The following is a 20046-nucleotide window of genomic DNA, read 5'->3' on the forward strand; positions in this document are numbered from 1 at the left end:
ATGAATGATAAGCTCTCCCTTTATAAACAGCAAGCTATCTCCTTTTTAAGGCAGCAGCCAGGCTGGTGGATGCAGTATGTTAATCGCTGTATCGACGATCAAATTACAGTGAATGCTGGCTACCTTGCCTATGTTACTTTACTTTCGTTAGTGCCTTTAATTGCGGTAGGTGTGGCAATATTTTCGGCTTTTCCGGGGTTTGAGTCGACCCGCATAGCCATAGAAAGCTTTTTATTCACTAACTTTGTACCTACCTCGTCAGATGTCATTAAAGAGCACATAAGCTCCTTTGCGGGCAATGCAAACCAAATGACAGCAGTCGGTATTGGTTTTTTAGCAGCGATTGCGCTGCTGCTGATACGTAATGTTGATGCCACGCTTAATCGCATTTGGCGAATTAAGAAAAAACGCCCTATGATGATCTCTTTTGCTGTTTATTGGATGGTATTAAGCCTAGGTCCGGTGCTACTGGGTGCAAGTATTGGTGTTACTTCGTATATTGTGTCGTTGGTTTCGTTTGCCGATCAGGGCATTCCTGGGTTTAGTGGCTTTTTATTAAAGCTGGTACCCTATGGTTTTTCGATGATTGGCTTTTTAATGTTATATACCTTAGTGCCTAATACACCTGTCTCTATTAGGGCTGCACTACCAGGCGCGCTTTTTGCGGCAGTTTTATTTGAACTGACTAAAAAAGGCTTTGCACTTTACATTAGTCACTTTCCATCGTACGAAGTAATTTACGGTGCTGTTGCGACCATACCTATTTTATTTGTGTGGGTGTATTTATCTTGGGTGGTGGTGTTACTAGGCGCTGAATTTACAGCATGTATTAGCCCAAATGATATTGAAGATACCCCAGAAATTGAACTTGAAGAAGAGCTAAACTTAAAGGATACGCATTAAATGCAAGGGTTAATACAGCGCGTAAAACACGCAAAAGTAGAAGTTAATAACCAAGTAATTGGCCAAATAGAACAAGGTATATTACTGCTTTTAGGTGTAGAAAAACCAGATGATGAACAAGCAGCCGATAAGCTACTGCATAAAGTAAGTAATTACCGTATTTTTACCGATGAAAACGACAAAATGAACTTAAGCCTAAAAGATATAGGTGGAGAGTTATTAGTGGTTTCGCAATTTACATTAGCGGCTAACACCAAAAAAGGCATGCGGCCGAGCTTTTCATCAGCTGCCACACCTAGCCAAGCTAACGAGCTTTACGAGTACTTTGTAACGCAAGCCAAAGCTCAAGGTATTAGCGTGGCAACAGGAGAGTTTGGCGCCGATATGCAAGTGAGCCTGTGTAACGATGGACCTGTTACCTTTAACTTATCGGTTTAATTATCAGATTTAGTAACAATAACGATATGATTAACAAAGCCTGCTACTTTATGCGGGCTTACTTTTACCCCAAATACATTTAGCAATAACTGCTGCAATTGAATTAACTGCGACTCATGCTGCGATAAAAAGTTAATAAATAGTGTGCCACCCACATTGAGCGCATCATATATTCTTTGATAAAAAGCCCGTTCGAATAAAAACCGCGGTGCATCTATTTGGCTAAATAAATCTAGAATAATCCAGTCATTGCTATGTGCTTTGCTAAGTATATTTTGCGCGTCATCGCATACCACATTAGCTTGTTTTTCTATGGCAAAAAAATCGCTATAGCAGGCGATAATATCAGCGTTTTTCTCAACGGATGTTATTTGAACGTGTGGATAGGTATGTTGTAAGTAATTACGTATAGCACCGCCGCCAAGGCCTAGCTCTAGTACACGATTTGGCGCTGCCAAAGTTTGCCACTGCTTAGCCAAATAGGTTAAATGTGGAAATAGCAGGCGCTGAGGATTGTTAAGCTCTATTACCGATTGCAAAGTATCGTTAATTAGTAGCCAGCGCAGCTGCCCATACTGGCGAACCTGTATGTGATCGCCTGCGTATTTGTGCCAGTAAACAAGCTCACCAATAGCTTGGCTGCGGCTAATAAAGTGGCCAGTAATTACGCCTGTTGAAGGGGCTATAAAGTCGCTCATAACATTTAGCATAAACTACATGGTGCTCTGGGTAAAATAGTTAACTAAAATTGTAGTTAAGCCAAATTATTTAACCTAGTTAGCGCTTAAAGCAGCGCTAAAGGTAGATTTAGTGTTCACACTTTAAATTAGTTATTTTACGCTCGCTTACCAAAGTCGTATTGGCAGTGTTTAAAAGATGGAGTATGGTATTTGCCATAATAATCTCAACCAACTTAATCTTTAATTTTTTAGTTTTTAATAACCAGAGTGTGGGTTAAAGAGTTATTCAGTTGGATTACATGCCGTAGCCTTCATTTTTACGGCAAAACAACAGGAGTATATATGTTTCAGGTAACTACACCCCAAAGCAGCGAAGACTGGCAAGCGTATTATCAATTACGCTGGGAAGTACTGCGCGCCCCTTGGAATGAGCCGCGAGGCTCTGAACAAGACGATATGGAACAAGATTCTGAGCATCGCTTTATAAAAAATAAAGAAGGCGATGTACTGGGTGTTGCCCGTTTGCACTTTAATAACCATGAACAAGCGCAAGTGCGTTACATGGCTGTGGCTGAAGGTAACAGAAACCAGCATATTGGTAGCCGTTTATTGCATGAGCTTGAAAAAATAGCATGGACTCAAAACGCAGGTGAGCTAGTATTATTTGCTCGCGAACGTGCACTTGAGTTTTATAAGCGCCACGGCTACGAGCTAAAAGAAAAAGCACATTTAGCGTATGGCGATGTACAACACTATAAAATGGTAAAACAAAAACCAAGCGAGCCAGGCTGGTTTCGTCACCCTGATTGGACCCAAGTGCTGCAAAATATTTGGCGCGAATCTATCCCCATTAGTGATGCAATGGGTATTAAAGTAGAGAGCTACACCGATTGGCAATTTACAACCAGCGCAGACTTAGATGCTAACTTAAACTTACATAACACCATGTTTGCAGGCTCTATTTATAGTTTAGCAACGCTTACTGGTTGGGGTGCAACGTATTTAGCGCTTAAAGAAGCGGGGCTTGAGGGTAATATAGTGCTGGCCGATGCGAGCATTAAGTACTTAAAACCACTTAATACTGACCCTAAAGGGTGTGTAGATTTACAAACGTGTAAAGGTAAACTCAGCGACTTAGAAACCGATGGTAAAACAAGTTACGAAGTGCCAGTAACTATTTATGATGGTGATAATGTAGTAGCAGAGTTTGAAGGTGTGTTTGCCGTTAAAAAATAGCGAGCCTTTAATTACAAAAAAGCCAAGCACTAAGTAATTAATGCTTGGTTTTTTTATGCACTGATTTTATAACAAATCAGTTAATAATATACCGACACCAATACGCTCAATATCGGCGTTGTAATCAATTAAGCTCTCACCGTAGCCGTTAAAGTACTGAGCATAGCCACGTAAGCGCCCCCAGAGTGGGAATGACCAATCAAGTTGAATCGCACCACGATTATCTGAATTTAAATTATTACGAGTCATAAAGCTAAACTCATGATCGTGATAGCGGTACGCGCCGCTAAATTCAAAATAACCCATGTATTTGTAAATATCAGGGTTGTCATCGCCATCGGCTTCTAATGGATCGTCTTTTTCATCTTCAGCAATGCGGTACCAAGGCTTAAAGCTAAACACAAAGCCTTCATTTTCCCAAATGAAATCAGCGTAAATACGGTTCCACGAACGAGAGTTAGGTTGGCTGCGGCCATTAGACTGATGCGAAATACCCAGCGCGATGGCCATCTCGTCGCCCCACAGTACGTTTTCTTGGTCTAGGTAATTTACCCAAAAAATTTCTGGCTCGTAGTTAGTTTCACGAAATGGAGACGAAATCTCTGAGTTATATATTTGCCAGTATGACTGCAGTGTAAAGCCAAAAAATATGGCTTGGTCATCATCTGCAAAATCATCAAACAGCGGTACTTTAATAGAAAGCTGGTATTTAGCTTCAAGATTATCGAGCGGCTCGCCATTTTCTTCATCGGTTAACTCGTCAAAGCCATCAAACGGTCGATCGTTAGGGTGCGATACATACGACAGTGGCAAAATATAGTTACGTTTATGTGGCGTAATTACGTTACGGTTTTTTTTACTTACTTCTTCGCGGGCTTTTCGTTTATCAAGTGCGGTAAGTTGTTTGTTTTCCTCAAGCGCTGAACATTTTTTACGAAGGTCGTCTAGGGTTTGCTTACCATCGCCACCAATTACTTCGTTTAAAATACATTGCTTAACAAGCTCTATATCGTTGTCTTGTTCGTTTTCTTTCACCTCTTGTTGGGCAAAAGTGGGAGTACTAAGTAAAGCCGTGAGTGCAATCCAATAACGCCAGCTCATTGTATATTCCTTTGAGAGTAGGGTAGATTTATAAATTATAACGTGTTTTTACATATGTAACGGTGAACTTTCACTGAATTTACACTTATTTGATTACTTTACGTTTACACGGTTATCACAGATCAAAAAAAAGCGGCATAAAGCCGCTTTTTTAGTAAGTTAAGTAACTTACTCTCACGCAATGAGAAGGGGGAGCTACAACAAGTGTTATAGCTCAAATACGTTGGTAAAAAACTTATAAAGCTCAGTACCTTGGTTTACGCTTGCCGAGGCAAAATGCAAAATAGCAATTGCATCGCAATCAAGGCTTAATGTTTGTAATGGTTGCTCACTCAAGTAGCGCTCCATACGCAAAACATGTGCAATAGGCTCGCCTGCTTTAATTTGCCCACCTAGTGGGGCTACATATTCAACCATACCGCCAATAGGGGCGTAGTAAGCAAAGTAGTCATCTAAATGACATGCGTAGCGGGTTATATTGCTCGGTTTGTGTGGTGCATCTTCTAACACATTTTTGTGATTTAAATAGCTTAATATGCTATTTGCATCGTTGAGTGCTTCTTTTAAGTCTATTTTTTCTTGGCTACCAAGCTCTACTGTAAAGGCTTCAACTTGTACGTTAAAGTCCCTACCTTTTGCACTAAGTGCATCACTTAGATGCCACCATGGGCAAAAGCTGGCTTCGTCCATGGCGCCATCAAAGTCGCTTGGGATCAGCAGTACATGTTCTATATTAAAATAACGGGCGCTGTCGGTTGCATACGTTGGGCAATATAAGTGCTTGCTTGAAATAGGCCCTGTGTGTAAATCAAGAACTATGTCGGCTTGGTGTGCAAGCTTTTGCAGGTTAAGCGCAATGCGTTTACCCGTATTAAGTAAATAAGCTGGGCCGTTAAGTTTAGTGTCTATTTCATCAAGCAGGGCTTGTTTAAAGTTACTTTTTAAAGCTGCATCGTCATACTGGCTATGATCGTGTGCAAACTGGGTGACTAAATCACTATTATAGTGATACATACGGTTCCAGTTAGTGCCGGTAATCGGGTCGAATCGGCCAAGGGTAAATTCCCCTGATTTTTGATTACAGCCAATAGGGTTAGCATAAGGTACTAAGGTAATGTCGCCTTTTAAATTGTGCTGTTTTAATTGCTCTAAGAGCTGAAAAATAACCGCGTTACCTTGTACTTCAGCGCCGTGCATGTTTGCTTGAATATAAACACTTGGTCCGCTGCCATTGCCTTTTAAGCGATACACAGGAATAGTGAGTGGTAAGCCGTTTGCCACTTCCCCTACTACAATATTTTCTTGGCTAATGGGTGTTGTTATGCTCATGTTTATTACCTTAAATAGTGGCTGGCATCTTCTGCTTGGCGTACACAGGTGAGCTCACCATTGTGTAACACGTATTCTGCTGCCAGTTCATGGCATAAAAAATAGGGCATGCTTTCGGTAAAACCATAGGCGCCACATTGGCTAAATACCAGCCAGTCTTGCTCGTTTAAATCGCTTGGTAGGGTGTGCTCGCCTAAACAATCAAGGGCTGTGCATAATGGGCCATATAGGCTCATTGCTTGTTTTGGCGCTGTTGATTCGCGCAGTAACGCCGCAGGAAAATCTTGGCTTGTAACTGCAGGGCGCAATAGGTGGTTAATGCCACCGGTTAAAATCACTTGCTGTTGGCCGTAGTTTTGTTTGCACTCAACTACAGGGTTAGCGTAATGACCGCATTCGCCTACAGCGTAACGGCCAAGCTCCATCCAGAGTTCATCTACACCTGCATCTTTTTTAATTTTAGCAAGCGCGCCTATAAGGTCATCCCACTCAAGTGTTGCATCGTTTGATGTGTAAGGGATACCTAAACCGCCCCCTAAATCTAAAATTTTAAGGTTTATATTTAAGTTATTGGCAAGGGCTGTAAGCGGTGCAATCATTTGCGACCACAGTTCGCTTAGCTTTTGCGTGCTAAGCATGTTGCCCCACTGAAAAATATGCAGGCCATCAAAATTAAGTGCTGGGTAATCGCCTGTATTGAGCGCTTGCCATTCATCGCAGCCAAGCCCAAACGGAGTTAGGCTATCGCCGCCTAGTGGGTTTTTTTCACCTTCAGGCCAGCGTAGTTGTACACGCAGTAATACTTGCAGCTGCGTATTTTGCAGCTGCGCTTGTTGGTTTAACCAACGTACTTGATTGAGGCTTTCGGCAACAAAAATACGCACGCCGCGCTCAATAAAGTGTTTAATTTGTTTAGGGCTCTTTGCAGGCCCTGTGTTGAGCACGCGCTGCGAACTAATACCTTGTGCAAGTACTTGTTCAAGCTCACCTTTACTTGCTACGTCAAAGTTAAAGCCTGCACTGTCTAGGCATTGAATAACCTTAGAAAGCGGATTGGCTTTTACTGCATACCAAAGCTTTACATCGGTTTGCGCAACTAAACGGGTAAGGTGTGCGTTTAGTTTGTCTAAGTCGTAAACAAAAAAAGGGGTATCAAGTTGCTGAGTAAGTGTATTTACGGCGGCCTTGATAGGCGTGCTCAAAAAGCTCATTATCGTAAAACCTCTTCTAGCAATAACGATGCATCGCTTTGTTCGTCGCGGTATTTAACAATTAACGCACACGACATGCTTAGGCCTTGCTCACGAGCCCATTCATTAGACGCTGGGCGAGAGCCAGGTATTACAATTGCGTATTCTGGAATTGGCTCGCCTTTATCAAGCTGACGCTCATTAACGCAGTCGTATACCGGAATGGTTGCAGATAAACGTACGCCTGGTGCCAGTACTGCACCTTTTTTAACAACTACGCCTTCAACAATGACACAACCAGCACCAATAAATGCATCGTCTTCAACCACGACTGGGCTTGCACCAATTGGTTCAAGTACACCGCCAAGTTGCACAGCTGCGCTCAAATGTACGTTTTTACCAACTTGCGCACACGAGCCTACTAATGCGTGGCTATCAACCATAGTGCCTTCGTCGATGTATGCGCCAATGTTTACGTACGCTGGTGGCATAATAATAGTGCCTTTAGCGACGTATGCACCACGGCGAACGCTTGAACCACCAGGTACCATACGTACGCCGTCGTCAGTACTAAACTCTTGCGGTGCAAGGTTGTGTTTATCTACAAAACCACCTGCAAACTCAGTGTTAGTGCCATTTTTAAAGGCTTCTAAAATGCCTTGTTTTACTTCTACGTTAGCTTCCCATTGGCCGCTTTCGTTTTGTGATGCTGCGCGTACTGCGCCCGATTCTAAATTATTTAGTAGTTCTAACCAGCTCATTATAAAAACCTGTATTTAATGCCAAGATAAAATGGTGTCGTTTGCAGTGGTAATGCAATCGGTTTGCGTTAACTCAAGGTGTGTTAAAGGTGGGCGCAGCAACGGGCTACTTAAGCGGCCTTGTTGGTGCATTAGCACTTTAACGGGAATAGGGTTTGCTACAGCAAATAGGCTATTAATAGCGCGAGTCCACTGAGCAAATAGATTGGGATGTTGGCCACTTAGGCTACGTTTTACAAACTCGTGTGTTTGTAAAGGCCATGCATTGGCCGCAACCGAGATTAAGCCTTTTGCACCGGCTTGAGCAAAGTAGGGCATAAGTGCATCGTCGCCACTGTAGAGCGCTAAATTAGGCGCGGCTTGTCGGTATGCTTCAAATTGGGTGATGTTGCCACTGGCTTCTTTTAAGGCCCAAAGTTTTGGGTGCGCTTTTAAGTTTTCAATGGTTTCGATAGGAATGCTTACACCGCTGCGCCCAGGTACATTGTACAACATACACGGATGCGCGCTTTCGTTTAATAAGCTTTCGTACCAATGTGTTTGACCTACAGCCCCTGGTTTTGCATAAAGAGGCGAGCCTAATAAGTAGCTGTGAATAGGTAATTGGTTACAGTAGCTAACCCATTCTTTTTGTTGGGCTAAATTACTACCGCCCACAGCAACCATAAGCGGTACACTGGGTTTTAATTGGCACACGTGCTCAACAATGCCTTGCTGCTCTTTAAGCGTAAGGGCTAAGCCTTCACCTGTGCTACCGAGCAGTAAAATACCGTTGTGTGCCGCTTCTTGTTCGCTAACAAGTGTTGTGAGCGTGTCGTAGTCAACATTACCTTGTTGATCAAACGGCGTAACAAGCGCTGTCCACAGTGCGTAGTCGTCTAAATTGAAGTTGTTGATCATCTCTTACGAACCTATAAGGTGTTCGAGATATTAAGGAGGCTGTATGATGTGAGCCGCATTAACGTCGTTCGAACAGTATTCGAAGAGCGAATGGGCTTAAAATAATAGGGCGCACGGCCTTATTATTTAAGACCAGAAGCTCTCCACCAAACTAATAAGCTGCTTTAAAGCTGCTATTGGTGACAGTCGCTAGGATTCAACCTAGTCGCCCGAAGTAATTGCTTCGCAAAAGCGTTTACCTCTCGGCGGTATTCCCCTGGCGTATGCTCACTGGAGTTTGCGCTCCTAACATACGCTACCTGAATAACGCACCTCTTCTAGCCCTTTGTATTTTGTTTTAACGCTAAGGCTTTAACAAAATACAATTTAAATAGGGTAATTGCGGCGATTAAAACATTTTAGCCGTCTAGGTGTCAAGCTGCTAAATATAGATTAGCTCATCGAAAATAGCGGTGGTTACGTATTGGCTGCTTTTCTCGTACACTAACCCTATAAGCAGCGAGGTATTTAATAAGTATGGAAAAATTTAGCGATATTTATAAGCGAGCGGTAGAGCGAAAAGGCTCTGAAAAAATGCTTAAGTTATTACTCGCAAAACCTTTATCTAAAAAAGCGTTAAGCACGTTAAGTGACGACGACTGGCTTGAAGAATTTACCCGAAAGGTTTTTCAAAGTGGCTTTTATTGGTCGGTAATAAACAGCAAATGGCCGGGCTTTAGAGAGGTTTTTTGGCAGTTTAGTGTTGATAAGTTATTAATGATGCCGCCCGATATGCTAGAGCAAAAAGCAACGGATGAGCGCATTATTCGTAATTATAAAAAAGTTAAAACGATTCCTGAAAATGCTTACATGATCCACGAAATAGCACAGGAGCATGGCAGTTTTAGCAAGTTTATTGCCCAGTGGCCAACAGATAATATTATTGGTTTATGGGTGCATTTAAAAAAACACGGCGCTCGTTTAGGTGGAAATACTGGCCCCTATGCTTTAAGAGCGCTTGGTAAAGATACATTTTTACTTTCGCGGGATGTAGAAAGTTACCTAAGAGCGCATAAAATAATTGATGGCGGGCTGCAAACTAAAAAATCACTCACTGCTGCGCAGGCATTTTTTAACGAAATGCAAAAGCAAAGTGGTTTAAGCATGCAAGAGCTGAGTTTAATTGTGGCTTACAGTGTGGGCGATAACCGTGTAGGCATAAGCCAACAAACAGAGGATTAACCATGAATCTAGTGCCAAGATACACAGACATAGCAGATAATTTCGCGATAGAGGATCAACCCTCAAGTGTTGCTGCCCCGCAATTGCTGCTGTGGAACGCATCGTTAGCTAAGCAGTTTAATATAGTTGTTGAGCCACAGCTGCGCGCTAGTACCTTTGCAGGCAATGAGCCACAGCAAATAAAGGCGGTAGCGCTTGGTTATTCTGGGCACCAGTTTGGGCGCTTTTCACCACGTTTGGGTGATGGGCGAGCACATTTACTCGGTGCTATAAGTGATGATAAAAACCAGCTGTGGGATATTCAATTAAAAGGCTCTGGCGCTACCCCGTATTCTAGAGGTGGCGATGGGCGGTGCGCACTAGGTCCAGCTATACGTGAATATATTATGAGCGAAGCTATGCATGGCTTAGGCATTAAAACCACGCGGTGTTTGGCTGTTGTAGGCACTGGTGAAGTTGTTTATCGTAATCCACCACAACCTGGCGCAATTGTTACCCGTTTGGCAAGTAGCCATATTCGGGTTGGCTCGTTTCAATATTTAGCAACTCAAGGTGATGTCGAGGGATTAAAAAAATTAGCTGATGTAGCTATTGAGCGGCATTACCCAAGTATTCAATCAACAGGGGCACAGCGCTATTTAGACTTTTTAGCAGCCGTTATAAATAGTCAGCTAGCGCTGGTTATTAGCTGGATGCGAGTGGGCTTTATTCATGGCGTAATGAATACTGATAATACCTTGATAAGCGGCGAAACTATCGACTACGGCCCGTGTGCAATGATGAATAGCTTTGATTTTGATACCGTGTTTAGCTCAATTGATAAGCAAGGTCGTTATGCTTATGGTAATCAACCAAACATAGCGAGCTGGAACTGCGCACGATTAGCTGAGAGCCTAATACCGCTGATAAATGATGACGACGAACAAGCTGTAAGTTTAATGACGCCTATAATCAGCCAGTTCTCAACGCTATTTAACGAGCTGTACAATCAAATGTGGGCGCAAAAACTGGGTTTAGCAGGTCATAACGAAGAAGATGTGGAACTTGTCAGTAAGCTATTATTATTATTTCAAGAGCATAAGCTCGATTACACCAATACCTTTGATGCCTTAACCGAGTCAATAAATGGTGGCAAAGTACCAGATGAATTAACGCAATGGGCCCAGTTATGGCAAAAAAGATGTGATGAAAACAGCTATAACCTAATGAGAGCGGCTAACCCAAGGGTTATACCGCGTAATCACATCGTCGAAGAAATCCTTGCGCAATATAATCAACACGGCGAGAGTGAACTGTTAAGTGACTTCTTAACTGTGATGAGTAACCCATATGATAAAACAGCTAATTTAGTCCGCTTTCAAGAGACTGGTGAAGACGACAAGGGCTATCAAACTTTTTGCGGTACTTAAGTACTGTAAATATATGTAAGTTTTTGATTATAAATAGTCATTTTTACATAATGCAGTGTACAATGATTGAGCAGTTATATACTCAGTGGTATTGTGCACGTTCATAAAAAGTAACTATTTATAAAATACCATTATTTATTAATTGTAGATTAGGTAAAAATTTTTACTTAACCTACAATTGGTGGTTGGAATGCCTGTAGATCGTTGAAAAAATTTATAAACTTTATTTTTCGTTAAGTATTGATTAACAAAAGCTCGGGTAGTGTGTACAAAACTGGTTGAGCTAGTACAGAATTAGCTACAATTTTCTAAGTTGTTAAAATGGGAAGAAAACAATGAAATTAAAATCACTTACAATTGCAATTGCGTTAGCTGCAACTAGCGCGTCTACATTCGCTGCCGATAAAGAAGAAGGTTTCTACATTGGTGCATTTGGTGACTACTATGATGCGTCATGGGAAAACATGCGCGCTCAAGCTGGCCTTGATGTAAACGAGTCAACTGGCTGGGGTGTAGAAGCAGGTTACCGTTTCAGCGATTACTGGAGCGCACGCCTTGAGTATGCAGATATGGACTTTAATGCGTTCGATAAAGCTGCGGGAAATCGTAATAATATTGACGGCGAGCGTTACGGTATTGATGCGCTTTACCACCTTGACGGCGGTCCTTTCTACGGCTTGTTCGGTATTAAAGAAATGGACGTAGTCGATGACAACACATTCTTAAACGCAGGTGTTGGTTACCAACACTTTATTACAGACGGCTTTTTCGTAAACGCTGAAACTGCGGTATATCAAGGTCTTGATAAAGGTTACACAGATGTAGGTGCTAAAATTGGTATTAACTACTTATTTGGCCAAAACTCTATGCCTGAAAAGCCGGTAGAGCCAGCGCCTACAGCAGTAGTAGAAGTACCTGTACAACCTAAAGACAGCGACAACGACAACATCTTAGATAAAGATGATAAATGTCCTAACACACCAATGACAGACGCTGTTGATGGCGATGGCTGTACTTTATATGAAGACCGTGAAGTAACAACTAGCTTACTCGTTACTTTCCCGCATGATTCAGCAGAAGTTGGTTCACAGTACTTTACTGATATCGCTTCAGTATCTGAGTTCTTAAAAGAGCACACAGATACAACAGTACTACTTGAAGGTCATGCTTCAGCTGTAGGTAATGCAAACTACAACAAGATGCTTTCTAAAAAGCGTGCTGATGACGTTGCTAAAGAGCTAATTAAAGATGGTATTGCTGAAGATCGCATTACTACTGTAGGTTTAGGTGAAGAGCGTCTTAAAAACACAGCTAACACTAAAGCAGCTCACGCTGAAAACCGTCGTGTAGAAGCACATGTAAAATCTATTGAACGTGTAAAAGTTAAGCGTTAATAGTTACTTACCTTATTTTAAAAACCCAGCTTAGTGCTGGGTTTTTTTATACCTTTAAAACAGCATGCGCAGTATTGATCTGATTAAACAAGAATGATTATTACTTAACAAACATTCATGAAAATAGAATTTACGCTTACCACTATTCATAATATTTATAGTCGGTATAATCAGTTGCTTAGCTGGATGGATTTTCATCTATACATAAAAGCTTTATAATCCCGCGTTAGAATACTATAAGTATTGGGTTACTTTTTTTTGCGCATGAGGCGCTACCGAATACTTTCACGTCACCAAGAGGGCAATATTGTGCTACAAGAATATCGTAAACACGTAGAAGAACGTGCCGCGTTAGGTATCGTACCAGCGCCATTAGATGCTCAGCAAACGGCTGATCTTATTGAACTAATTAAAACTCCACCAGCAGGTGAAGAAGAGTTCATCCTAGATTTATTAATCAACCGCGTACCACCAGGTGTTGATGATGCAGCATACATTAAAGCAGGCTTTTTAGCAGCAGTGGCTAAAGGCGAAGCACAATCTCCATTAGTATCTAAAGAAAAAGCAGCAGAATTATTAGGTACAATGTTAGGTGGTTACAACATCGCCCCAATGATTGAGCTTCTTGATGACGAAACACTTGCACCTATCGCTGTAAAAGGCCTATCAAACACATTGTTAATGTTTGATGCATTTTACGATGTAGAAGAAAAAGCAAAAGCAGGCAACGAGCACGCTAAAAAGATTATTCAATCTTGGGCTGACGCTGAATGGTTTACTAACAAACCAGCTGTTGCTGAAAAAATCTCAGTTACTGTATTTAAAGTAACCGGCGAGACAAATACCGATGATTTATCACCTGCACCAGATGCATGGTCTCGTCCAGATATCCCGCTTCATGCTTTAGCGATGCTAAAAAATGAGCGTGATGGTATCAACCCTGAAAAACCAGGTGAAGTTGGACCTATCTCACAATTAGAAGAATTAAAAACTAAAGGCTTACCACTTGCATATGTGGGTGACGTTGTAGGTACTGGTTCTTCTCGTAAATCTGCTACTAACTCTGTGCTTTGGTTTATGGGTGATGACATTCCGTTCGTACCAAACAAGCGCGTTGGTGGTGTATGTTTAGGTAACAAAATAGCGCCTATCTTCTTCAACACAATGGAAGATTCGGGTGCGTTACCAATCGAGTTAAATGTTGATGAGTTCAACATGGGTGATCAAATTGATATTTACCCATACGAAGGTGTTGTTAAGCGCCACGGTACTGATGACGTTATCTCTACTTTTGAACTTAAATCAGACGTAATTTTAGATGAAGTACGTGCCGGTGGCCGTATTCCTCTAATCATTGGTCGTGGTTTAACAGATAAAGCACGTACCTCTTTAGGTTTAGGTGCTACTGACGTATTTAAAGTACCAGCAGTAACTGAAGTGTCTGATAAAGGCTTTACACTAGCTCAAAAAATGGTTGGTAAAGCATGTAACGTAGCAGGTATTCGCCCAGGCCAATACTGTGAGCCAAAAATGACGACTGTAGGTTCGCAAGATACTACAGGCCCTATGACACGTGATGAGCTTAAAGACTTAGCATGTTTAGGTTTCTCTGCAGATTTAACAATGCAGTCATTCTGTCATACCTCTGCTTACCCTAAACCAATTGACGTAAACACACACCATACGCTTCCTGATTTCATCATGAACCGTGGCGGTGTTTCACTTCGCCCAGGTGATGGTGTAATTCACTCTTGGTTAAACCGTATGTTATTACCAGATACAGTAGGTACTGGTGGTGATTCACATACACGTTTCCCATTAGGTATTTCGTTCCCAGCGGGTTCTGGTGCAGTAGCGTTTGCAGCTGCAACAGGCGTTATGCCACTTGATATGCCTGAGTCTATTTTGGTTCGCTTTAAAGGTGAAATGCAACCAGGTATCACTTTACGTGACCTAGTACACGCAATCCCTTACTACGGTATTAAGCAAGGCTTATTAACAGTAGAGAAAAAAGGTAAAATCAACGAATTCTCTGGTCGCGTACTAGAAATCGAAGGTGTTGAGCATTTAACTGTTGAACAAGCGTTTGAATTATCAGATGCATCAGCAGAGCGTTCAGCAGCAGGTTGTACTGTTAAACTTTCTAAAGAGTCTATCAGTGAATACCTTGAGTCTAACATTGTTATGCTTAAGTGGATGATCTCTGAAGGTTACGGCGATGTACGTACAATCGAACGTCGTATTACAGCAATGCAAGAGTGGCTAGCAAACCCAGAACTTATGGAAGCTGACGCTGATGCAGAGTACAAGCACGTTGTAGAAATCGACCTAGCAGAAATTAAAGAGCCAATCCTTTGTGCTCCAAATGACCCAGATGATGCACGTTTACTTTCTGATGTAACAGGCGAGAAAATCGACGAAGTATTCATCGGTTCTTGTATGACTAACATTGGTCACTTCCGTGCTGCGGGTAAATTACTAGATGGCTTTAGCGGTCGTATTCCAACTCAACTTTGGGTAGCTCCACCAACGAAGATGGATAAAGACCAACTAACTGACGAAGGTTACTACGGTATCTTTGGCCGTGTTGGTGCACGTATCGAAACGCCAGGGTGTTCATTGTGTATGGGTAACCAAGCACGTGTTGCTGATAAAGCAACGGTTGTTTCTACCTCAACACGTAACTTCCCTAACCGTTTAGGTACAGGTGCAAATGTATTCTTAGCATCAGCTGAGCTTGCTGCAGTAGCTGCAATTTTAGGTAAATTACCTACACCAGCTGAGTACCAAGAATACGCGGCGAAAATCAACGCAACGGCTGCAGATACATACCGTTACTTGAACTTCCACCGTATGCCTCAGTACACTAAAAAAGCAGATAACGTAATTATTCAGCAAGCTGTATAATTAAACCTGTTTTAAAAAACCCGCTTAGGCGGGTTTTTTATTGGCTAAAATAAAATTCAAAACTTTCAGTAGTTAAGTTCTAAAAAAATAATTAGTAAATAAAGTTGAAAATTAACAAAAAGTGAACAATTATAAGTGGCAGTAACATTTGTTAATGATTGAGGGAGCAATCAACAAGTATTTTTTAGCTCCGCATTAAATAACTATCGGAGCACATAATGGAAAATAAAAGTAACTACCGATTAAAACTAATAGCGAGTACTGTGAGTGCGTGTTTTTTAGTATCTGGCTGTAGTTTTGATAAAGATGAGGATAGCGACGAAATTGTAAACTTAGCCCCCTCTGTAGTAATTTCTGACCAAGGCGAAATACAAGAAAAAACCAGCTTTTCACTTACTGCCAGCGCTTCAGACTCAGACGGGCAAATAGTAAATTATTATTGGCAGCATGACTCCACTTTAAACCTCAGCGCACAAAACCCAAACTCAAATGAAATCACTTATCTCTCACCCGACATTACAGAAGATGTAACCGTTAATTTTACAGTAACAGTAGAAGATGATGATGGAGCAACAACAAGCGCTACTCAGCAAGTATTAATTAAACGTAACTCAACGGCAGTTACGCTTAATGGCTTAATTACCGACAACACGATTAGTTTTGCAAATGTAGAAATAACCATAGGTGATAAAACTTATTCAGCTACAGCAGATGAAAATGGTGTTTACACAATAGTATTAGATGTCGATGAAGCCTTAGAGCAAACCCTAGTAAAAGTTAAAGCTAAAGGGCGGGATGATTTAAATCCTGGGGTTGAATTTATATCTCAGCTTAGTTCTGTTAAAAAGTTAGCTACGCAGGCAGGCGATGATGGCATTTTAGACAGTGATGAAAACTTTGGCGTCAACACAACTAATGTGACAACAGCAGAGTATGCACTGATTGTAAGAGACGGTGATGAACCGACAAGTGAAGATGAGCTAGATAATGCACTTTTAAATGTTGATGCTGATGAAAAAGTACAACTTGCAAGCCTGATTAAAATTATTGTAGATAACCCTGATTACGAGCTGCCGGAGGGCGTAGAGAGCACCCTCGATTTAGTAACTAATGAAGAAGCAGCAGAGCAGTTTGAAGAGGACGTTAATGAGCAAGATCCTGACCTAATAGAGCAAACGAAAACCGAAATTAAAGAAGATGAAGATTTAGTAACAGGCTCAAAAGAGTCATTGGTTGGTGAATATATAATTAACTCCCCGCGCTACTATGCAAATCCAGCCAGTCACTTAACTTTAAACGAAAACGGTACTGGTCAGTATCATGCAGTTACGGGTAGCTCACTAACATGGCAAGAAGTGAGTGGTAAAATAGAAGTTACTTTACAGTCTCCTGTACTTATTAATAAATACTCCCAGACCGAAGACGATGTTGAAACTGTTTATGATGAGCATTTAAATTCATTCTCGTTACAAGTACTCGGCGAAAACGATGTTTTTAAAACAATAGATATTAAAAGTGATATTACAGTTTACGAAAACAGCATTGAGGTGCAAAACAAGCAAGAAATACAAACCACCAACCTTATTCTTAAAAGTAAAACCTTAAGTTTGACCGTCGAAGATATTGTCGGTGAGTGGGAAATGGAGCGAACAGAAAGTCGTAATTTCATTAGTCACCTAGAGACTATTGCTTTCTATGATGATGGGACCGGCGCTGTTTTAAGTGATAATTCGGCACCGTTTGAGTGGGAGCTGACTAATAATAAATTACAAGTAACCTATGATGAAGGCGGTAGCGTTGGTACAACAAATTTTTGGTTTACTAAAAATTTAAAAGCAGGCTATCAGCTAGTTTCATTAGATACCACATCAGCGGATCCTGCCGATAGCCAATATGGCCTGATGATAAAAAGAGAAGCGGTGTCTTTATCAAATGATGACTTAGTTGGGCGCTGGCAGGGCTTTATTGGCACGTCACAACTTTATGATATGAACGTATTTGCCGATGGTACGATTATGTTAGGGCTAGGGACTACGTCTTTCCAAGGGATTCTTGAAGATGGCAATCTAATTAGACGCCGCTATGAGTATGAAGGTTACACCGTTAGCAGTTGTGAAGGATTTAATGAAACCTGTTACTTAAGCGCAGAAGTAACCCATGACATCATTGCAGTAGAAGATAGTCATTATTACTTATTAAGAGAGTTTAAATGGTTCTCTCCTGAAGGGGACATGTACGACATTCAGAGAAATTTACTTATTTACCAATATAGTAAAGAGCTGAGCTATTCAGAGTTTACACCTAACTTATTACAAAGCAGTTTTAATCTTTATAAAAGTGCTGGTGAGCAAGTAATAGAAGATCGAATCAGGGTTAATTACGATGACGGCTCACTTACGATAACAATCGATGGCATAGAGTATGAAGCGCAGTTAAATGAAGGCGTAATCGAATATCAAAAAAATGCGCAAACATGGCTTTTTGAAATTGTTAGTGGTGATGGCGAAACATACACTATTTGTAATTACCAACAAGGTAGTAGCTGTACACAGAGCGATAAAACAGTCTATCAATCTAAAAACCCACGAGTGACTTTAACAGCTCCATCTAATGAATTTGGTCAACTACAGCCTGCAGTACAAGAGGTGCCTTTTGCTCAGCTAGTTGGTTTTAATATAGTGCCTAATGAGGGCTATGAGGTTGATTCAATAGAGGGCTGCGAAGGTTATATTGAGGGCGAATATTATATTGCCTTTAGTGGACACAGTGACTGCGAAATTAATGCTACATTTGTGGAAAAGCCAGAAACAATATCAGGGCAATTTTTAATTAATAATCCTGATTACTTTACCTCTACCTCTTTCAAATTAGAGCTTAATGAAAATGAAGAGGGCGCATTTACTGGCAATAACCAGGTTGCGATCACTTGGTCTAAATATTTTGACGAAATTAGAGTTTATTTTTCTGATGAGTATGTCTTAAATGAAAGTGTTGCGTATGAAGTTGAAAATGGCACTCAAGTAGAAGTTAGACGTAAAGATGTAATGACCAGTATTGTACTAAAGGAACGTTTCGATTTAGGTAACGGCTGGTACCAAATGACGCAAAGTTTAAGTAAGTTTCGTAACGAGGAACTAGTTGAAGAGTGGCACAGTGATAGCCATGTTAAGTTATTTGATTCAGTAGCACCTCAAATTGATTTAACCTCAAGCGATTTGGTTGGTAGTTGGTCGTTAGGTATTCCATCTGAAGATACCGTGAAGGAATTACTGCTAAATGATGATGGGACAGGTAGCGTAGTCGATACTATAGATGAAGCGCAAATAGAGGACTTTACTTGGCTGCAAACAGCAGCAGGACTTAAAATTACGACTTCTGATAGCGTTGAAGATATCTATATTACCAAGGATATAGACCTTGGCTATCAAGTAATAATGCAAGGCCAGTATGAAGATGAAAAGCAAGTAAATGTTGCCATAATGGTTAGGCAAGAAGAGCAAGAAATTACCCCGAGTAACTTTACTGGGCGTCACTTATTTAAAGAAGGCCATGACTTAGAGACCATTTGGGATGAGCTACAAATATATGAAGATGGCCAAGTGTTCTTCACTTATTCTACAAGTTCCATTCAAGGTGAGTTTAAAGGGGGGAGCTTTAGCCGCAGCAGAAAATACGATCAACTAACAGAAACATACGGCTCCGATTGTGATTTGACTTTAGAGACGTGTTTTAATGACTATACAATGGATTATAGGCTTATTAATCGCAATGATGACTACCAAGTAGTTGAGCGTGTATCTAGAGCGTTTGATACAAATACGGGAGAAGAAAGCTTTTCTTACGCATCACTTTACTTTGAAAACTATATTGAAAATACAAGTACTGATAAGTTTCATGAGCATGAAATCCCTTTTGAAATTTACGAGCATAGTGGTGAGAACTTCGTAAAATGGGGAGTTTACTATGTGGATGGGTACGAGCTTTGGAAAAACGATATTAAAGCTGCATCACTTGAATTAGTCGAAGGTAAGTTTACCTACGAGCAAGACGGTCAAAGCAAGGTGATTGAATTTATTTCAAATGATCGCGATGAGATAGTGCTTTGTGAGTATTTACAAGGTACAGCATGTCAAAATCAAGAAGAGATGACCTTTACGATTTTTGAGCCAAGGTATGATGTTACAGTTTATTCAGATGGTAATGGTGTAGTAAATAACGGCGTTGAAAACTACACAAGCTTTCATGGCGATACGTTAACCTTTAATATTTCTGCAAATGCAGGCTATAAATTAGAGTCTATAAGCGGGTGTGATGGCGTTTTAGAAGACAATACATACACGGTTCATTATTTGGCGCAAAGCTGCGATATTAATATCGCATTTGAACTAATGGAGTGAATACGCTCTATAGTTTCGAGATAAAATTAGAGCGGTGATTAAATTTAATAAATTGGCTACGCAGCGTAGCCAATTTTTTTGAATTAAATTTTCAATAAACTAGAATTTTAGATCTTAAAATTTAACTTTTAATCTTTTATATCCCAATTTATGCTCAGAAAATCCTCCACACATGCATTA

General features: G+C 40.9%; 14 protein-coding genes and 1 riboswitch. Of the genes, 8 read left to right on the plus strand and 6 right to left on the minus strand.

Annotation, left to right across the window (positions count from 1 at the left end):
- Window positions 1-903 (plus strand): virulence factor BrkB family protein, encoded by a 903-nt coding sequence (locus tag QUE46_RS01005; protein WP_286245841.1) that lies wholly within the window; start codon window positions 1-3, stop codon window positions 901-903.
- Window positions 904-1341 carry a D-aminoacyl-tRNA deacylase gene (gene dtd / locus QUE46_RS01010; protein WP_286245842.1) on the plus strand — a complete coding sequence of 146 codons (438 nt, stop codon included), beginning with the start codon at window positions 904-906 and terminating at the stop codon, window positions 1339-1341. It abuts the gene before it with no gap.
- Here the strand turns inward: dtd and QUE46_RS01015 are convergent.
- Entirely contained in the window at window positions 1338-2051 is a 714-nt protein-coding gene (locus tag QUE46_RS01015; RefSeq protein ID WP_286245843.1) for a spermidine synthase, read from the minus strand. The two genes, dtd and QUE46_RS01015, sit on opposite strands and share 4 nt — an antisense overlap.
- 312 nt (window positions 2052-2363) lie before the next feature.
- Here QUE46_RS01015 and QUE46_RS01020 point away from each other — a divergent pair, with 312 nt between their 5' ends.
- Window positions 2364-3257 carry a bifunctional GNAT family N-acetyltransferase/hotdog fold thioesterase gene (locus tag QUE46_RS01020; RefSeq protein WP_286245844.1) on the plus strand — a complete coding sequence of 298 codons (894 nt, stop codon included), beginning with the start codon at window positions 2364-2366 and terminating at the stop codon, window positions 3255-3257.
- Window positions 3258-3323: 66 nt separating this feature from the next.
- Here QUE46_RS01020 and QUE46_RS01025 read toward each other — a convergent pair whose 3' ends face one another.
- From QUE46_RS01025 to dapA, 5 genes are all read right to left on the minus strand, one after another.
- A complete protein-coding gene (locus QUE46_RS01025) occupies window positions 3324-4358 on the minus strand; it encodes a phospholipase A (RefSeq protein ID WP_286245845.1) in 1035 nt (344 codons plus the stop codon).
- A 207-nt stretch (window positions 4359-4565) separates the two neighbouring features.
- Entirely contained in the window at window positions 4566-5687 is a 1122-nt protein-coding gene (locus QUE46_RS01030) for a succinylglutamate desuccinylase/aspartoacylase family protein (protein WP_286245846.1), read from the minus strand.
- A gap of 5 nt (window positions 5688-5692) precedes the next feature.
- On the minus strand, window positions 5693-6898 hold the full coding sequence (locus QUE46_RS01035) for a PLP-dependent decarboxylase (protein WP_286245847.1): 1206 nt from the start codon (window positions 6896-6898) through the stop codon (window positions 5693-5695).
- Window positions 6898-7638, minus strand: coding sequence for a 2,3,4,5-tetrahydropyridine-2,6-dicarboxylate N-succinyltransferase (locus QUE46_RS01040; protein ID WP_006791320.1), 741 nt, complete (start codon window positions 7636-7638; stop codon window positions 6898-6900). The genes QUE46_RS01035 and QUE46_RS01040 overlap by 1 nt, the downstream gene beginning before the upstream one ends.
- Before the next feature lie 15 nt (window positions 7639-7653).
- Window positions 7654-8538 carry a 4-hydroxy-tetrahydrodipicolinate synthase gene (gene dapA, locus QUE46_RS01045; protein ID WP_286245848.1) on the minus strand — a complete coding sequence of 295 codons (885 nt, stop codon included), beginning with the start codon at window positions 8536-8538 and terminating at the stop codon, window positions 7654-7656.
- A gap of 128 nt (window positions 8539-8666) precedes the next feature.
- A riboswitch (Lysine riboswitch) is annotated at window positions 8667-8863 on the minus strand.
- 191 nt (window positions 8864-9054) lie between these two features.
- Between dapA and QUE46_RS01050 the strand changes: the two genes are divergently transcribed.
- From QUE46_RS01050 to QUE46_RS01070, 5 genes are all read left to right on the plus strand, one after another.
- The gene (locus QUE46_RS01050; RefSeq protein ID WP_286245849.1) at window positions 9055-9759 is read left to right on the plus strand and encodes a DNA-3-methyladenine glycosylase I; all 705 of its coding nucleotides are present in this window, start codon (window positions 9055-9057) and stop codon (window positions 9757-9759) included.
- A gap of 2 nt (window positions 9760-9761) precedes the next feature.
- Window positions 9762-11168: a YdiU family protein gene (locus QUE46_RS01055; RefSeq protein ID WP_286245850.1), complete on the plus strand. Its 1407-nt coding sequence runs from the start codon at window positions 9762-9764 to the stop codon at window positions 11166-11168.
- Window positions 11169-11503: 335 nt separating this feature from the next.
- A complete protein-coding gene (locus tag QUE46_RS01060; protein ID WP_286245851.1) occupies window positions 11504-12562 on the plus strand; it encodes an OmpA family protein in 1059 nt (352 codons plus the stop codon).
- Window positions 12563-12871: 309 nt separating this feature from the next.
- Window positions 12872-15469: a bifunctional aconitate hydratase 2/2-methylisocitrate dehydratase gene (gene acnB / locus QUE46_RS01065; protein ID WP_286245852.1), complete on the plus strand. Its 2598-nt coding sequence runs from the start codon at window positions 12872-12874 to the stop codon at window positions 15467-15469.
- A gap of 218 nt (window positions 15470-15687) precedes the next feature.
- The gene (locus tag QUE46_RS01070; RefSeq protein WP_286245853.1) at window positions 15688-19866 is read left to right on the plus strand and encodes a hypothetical protein; all 4179 of its coding nucleotides are present in this window, start codon (window positions 15688-15690) and stop codon (window positions 19864-19866) included.
- The last annotated feature ends 180 nt before the right edge of the window (window positions 19867-20046 follow it).

The organism is Pseudoalteromonas sp. MM1 (genome assembly GCF_030296835.1).
Classification (GTDB): domain Bacteria; phylum Pseudomonadota; class Gammaproteobacteria; order Enterobacterales; family Alteromonadaceae; genus Pseudoalteromonas.